This window comes from Ruegeria sp. CDSC051 (genome assembly GCF_059610665.1).
This window is the reverse complement of the sequence record NZ_JBXWOC010000018.1, coordinates 1-4,512: the sequence shown is the minus strand read 5'-3', so window position 1 is coordinate 4,512 and position 4,512 is coordinate 1. Positions and strand designations below refer to the sequence as shown.

The 4,512-nt window shown below is 62.4% G+C and carries 3 protein-coding genes; all 3 read right to left on the bottom strand.

The features are described 5' to 3' along the window. Positions 1–2,856 carry an aminomethyl-transferring glycine dehydrogenase gene (gene gcvP / locus AC2FH0_RS20725; protein ID WP_496790240.1) on the bottom strand — a complete coding sequence of 952 codons (2,856 nt, stop codon included), beginning with the start codon at positions 2,854–2,856 and terminating at the stop codon, positions 1–3. A 177-nt stretch (positions 2,857–3,033) separates the two neighbouring features. Then, on the bottom strand, positions 3,034–3,399 hold the full coding sequence (gcvH, locus tag AC2FH0_RS20720; protein ID WP_142640419.1) for a glycine cleavage system protein GcvH: 366 nt from the start codon (positions 3,397–3,399) through the stop codon (positions 3,034–3,036). Positions 3,400–3,417: 18 nt separating this feature from the next. Next, positions 3,418–4,512 (bottom strand): glycine cleavage system aminomethyltransferase GcvT (gcvT, locus tag AC2FH0_RS20715; RefSeq protein ID WP_496699607.1); only part of this gene is annotated, 1,095 nt, incomplete at its 5' end.

Sequence of the window (4,512 nt, the reverse complement as noted above, 5' to 3'; positions counted from 1 at the left end):
TTACTCTGCGGCTTCTTCGTAAGCGTCCATTGGTGGGCATGTGCAGATGAGGTTTCGGTCTCCGTATGCGTTGTCGACGCGGTTTACGGGGGACCAGTATTTGTCGACGCCCATGGAGCCCGGGGGGAAGCAGGCCTGTTCGCGGCTGTAGGGCCGGTCCCAGTCGCCGACCAGATCGCGCACCGTGTGTGGGGCGTTTTTCAGCGGGTTGTTCTCGGCATCGATCTTGCCGTCGATGATGTCCTGCGCTTCCGAGCGGATCGACAGCATGGCGTCGCAGAAGCGGTCCAGCTCATCCTTGGGTTCCGATTCCGTGGGCTCGACCATCAGGGTTCCGGCCACCGGCCAGCTCATGGTGGGCGCGTGGAAGCCGCTATCGACCAGACGTTTGGCGATGTCGTCGACGCTGACATGGGCCGCCTCGTCCAGGGGTCTTGTGTCCAGAATGCACTCATGCGCCACCCGGCCTGTCTCGGACGTATAGAGGATCGGATAGGCCTCAGCCAACCGTGCGGCGATGTAGTTGGCGTTCAGGATTGCCACCTTGGTGGCCTGGGTCAGACCAGCGCCGCCCATCAGCAACACATAAGCCCATGACACCGGCAGGATCGACGGTGAGCCGAAGGGCGCTGCCGAGACCGGACCCACGGCACTGCCGTATTCCGGGTGGCCGGGCAGGTGTTCGATCAGATGCGCCTTGACGCCGATCGGACCCATGCCGGGGCCGCCGCCGCCATGCGGGATGCAGAAGGTCTTGTGCAGGTTCAGGTGGCTGACGTCACCGCCAATGTCACCGGGGCGCGACAGGCCGACCATGGCGTTCATGTTGGCGCCGTCGATATAGACCTGACCGCCGTGATCATGGGTGATCTGGCAGACCTCCTGTACGGTGGTCTCGAACACGCCATGGGTCGACGGGTAGGTGATCATGCAGGCGGCCAGATGATCGGAATGCTTTTCCGCCTTGGCGCGGAAATCGTTCAGATCAATGTTGCCCTTGTCATCGGCCTGCACCGGCACCACCTGCCAGCCCACCATCTGCGCCGAGGCCGGGTTGGTGCCATGCGCCGAGGTTGGGATCAGGCAGACATTGCGGTGCCCTTCGCCGCGCGCAAAATGGTAATTGCGGATGCTCAGCAGCCCCGCATATTCCCCCTGCGCGCCCGAGTTGGGTTGCTGGGAGATCGCGTCATAACCGGTGATCTGGCACAGCTTGTCGTTCAGATCATCAATCATCTCATGATAACCCTGCGCCTGATCTTGCGGGCAGAACGGGTGCAGATTGCCGAACTCGGGCCAGGTGACCGGGATCATCTCGATCGTGGCGTTCAGCTTCATCGTGCACGACCCCAGCGGGATCATCGCCCGGTCCAACGCCAGGTCGCGGTCGGCGAGACGGCGCATGTACCGCGTGATCTCGGCCTCGGCCCGGTTCTTGTGGAAGATCTCGTGGGTCAGATATTCGCTTTCACGCAGCGCGTAATCCGGCAGGCGGTATTGCTTGTTCGAGCTGTCATCCGCCCGATCGATGCCGAAGGCACCCCAGACGGCCTCGATGGTCTCGGGCCGGGTCTGTTCGTCCAGGCTGATGCCGACCTTGCTGTCGCCGACCTTGCGCAGGTTGACGCCGCGGGCCACGGCGGCCTCCATCACGACATTCTGCAGATGGCCGACCTCGACCGTGATGGTGTCAAAGAACACTTCCGGTTCCACGGCAAAGCCCGCCTCTTCCAGACCGGCGGCCAGGCGCGAGGTCTTGCGGTGCACCGATTGCGCAATGGCCTTGATGCCATCAGGGCCGTGATAAACCGCATACATCGACGCAATGACGGCCAGCAGCGCCTGCGCGGTGCAGACATTCGAGTTGGCCTTCTCGCGGCGGATATGCTGTTCGCGGGTCTGCAGCGCCAGGCGATAGGCCTTGTTGCCCCGGCTGTCGATGCTGACGCCGATGATCCGGCCGGGCATCGACCGCTTCAGCTTGTCGGTGGTCGCCATATAGGCCGCGTGCGGGCCGCCATAACCCATCGGCACGCCAAAGCGCTGGGTCGAACCGATGGCGATATCCGCGCCCATCTCGCCGGGGGATTTCAGCAGTGCCAGCGACAGGATGTCGGCGGCAACGATGGCAATGGCTTTATGTTCATGCAGCGCCGCGATCTCGGCGGTGAAGTCGCGCACATGTCCATGCGTGCCGGGATACTGGAAGATCGCGCCAAACACCGCGCCCGCGTCCATCGTATCCGGATCAGCCACCTGTACGTCGATGCCCAGAGGCTCGGCGCGGGTTTTGATCACCGCAATGGTCTGCGGGTGGCAGTTTTTATCGACGAAGAAAGCCGCGTTATTGGCCTTGGACCGGCCACCGCGCTTGGCCATCGCCATCGCCTCGGCAGCAGCGGTTGCTTCGTCCAGCAGCGAGGCGTTGGCCACGTCCAGCCCGGTCAGATCGCTGACCATGGTCTGGAAGTTCAGCAGCGCCTCAAGCCGGCCCTGGCTGATCTCGGGCTGATAGGGTGTATAGGCGGTGTACCAGGCCGGGTTTTCCAGGATGTTGCGCAGGATCGGCGCGGGTGTGGTGGTGCCATAATATCCCTGACCGATCAGCGAGGTCAGAACCTTGTTCTTGCTCGCCACCTCTTTCATGTGGAACAGCGCATCGCGCTCGGTCATCGCCGGACCCCAGTCCAGCGCTTCCTTCTGCCGGATCGCAGGGGGGACGGTGGCGTCAATCAGCTGATCCAGCGTCGTGAAGCCGATCACCTTGAGCATGTCGCGCATCTCGGTCGGGCTGGGCCCGATATGGCGACGGTTGGCAAAGTCATAGGCTTCGTAATCGGTGAGTTTGAAGGCCATGTGTAGCGCTCCTGTCGAAAGGTCAGGTCCGGCCGAGGCTGCAGCAGCCTCTGGCGGAGGGGTGAGGGCCGTCCCGGCACCTGTCCAAAGGACAGCTTCGGGCCCGAACGGGCAAAGCCCGAATTCGGCGGCATAAGTCAAAGCATTGGAGCCCCGGAACCGGGGCCCCGGAGAGGATCAGCCGATAAACGCCTTATAGCCGGCTTCGTCCATCAGATCTTCCAGCTGCGACGCATCCGTGATCTTGATCTTGTAGATCCAGGCCTCGCCCTCGGGGTCGTCGTTCAGCGCGCCCGGATTGTCGGCCAGCGCCTCATTGACCTCGACGATCTCGCCATCAACCGGCGCATAAAGCTCGGACGCCGCCTTGACGGATTCGATCACGCCAATCTCGCCACCCTTCTCGAACTCGTCGCCTGCTTCCTGCTGTTCCACGAACACCACGTCGCCCAGCTGTTCAGCCGCGTGTTTGGTGATGCCCAGCGTCGCGGTGTCACCCTCGACGGTCAGCCATTCGTGCTCTTCGGAATAATAGGTTGCCATGTTGTCTCTCTCCTGACTTCAACGCTTGTAATTCTGGGTGACAAAGGGGGTGGCCACAATCTGTGCCGGTTGCGGCTTGCCCCGGATGATCAGATTCACCGCCGTGCCCGGTTCGGCATGATCCGCCGCCACATAGCCCATCGCCACAGGTCCACCGACCGTCGGGCCAAACCCGCCCGAGGTGATCTGACCGATTGTATTGCCCTGCGCGCACTGAATGTCCACGCCCTGACGCGCCGGTGCCCGGCCTTCCGGCTGGATGCCCACCAGCTTGCGCGCGGGACCCTCGGCCAGTTCTTTTTGAATGCGATCGGCCCCCGGGAACCCACCCTCTTCCTTGCGGCGTTTCTGGATCGCCCAACCCAGGCTGGCCTCGATCGGCGAGGTGCCCTGGTCGATGTCATTGCCATACAGGCACAGCCCCGCCTCCAGCCGCAGGCTGTCGCGCGCGCCCAGGCCCGCCGCCTCGCAATCCTCATGCGCCAGGAAGGCCTTGGTGATTTCAATCGCGCGGTCCTCGGGGATCGAGATCTCGTACCCGTCCTCACCGGTATAGCCCAGACGCGAGATCCGGCATTCGGCCCCCAGGATGTCGGCAACAACGGTTTCCATGAACTTCAGATCCCGCGCCGCAGGGCAAAGCGCACCCACCACATCCTCGGCCTTCGGTCCCTGCACCGCAACAAGCGCGCGGTCAAAGATCTCGATCACCTCAACCCCGTCCAGATTGGCGCGCATATGCGGAATATCCTGATGACGCAGCGCCGCGTTCACCACCACAAAGAAGTGATCCCCCGCATTCGACACGATCAGATCATCCATGATCCCGCCATCCGAATTGGTGAAAAACCCATACCGCGCCTTGCCAGGCTTCAATGTCGCATAGGCCTGCGGGCACAGAGCCTCAAGCTTGGCACCAACATCCTCACCCCGCAGGATCACCTGACCCATATGAGACACATCAAACACCGCCGCCTTCTCACGACACTGCGCATGCTCACCCATAATCCCCAAAGGATACTGAACAGGCATCTCCCAGCCCGCAAAATCAACCAACTTCCCACCCAACTCAACATGCAAACCATGCAAAGGCGTGCGCTTAATATCCGTCAT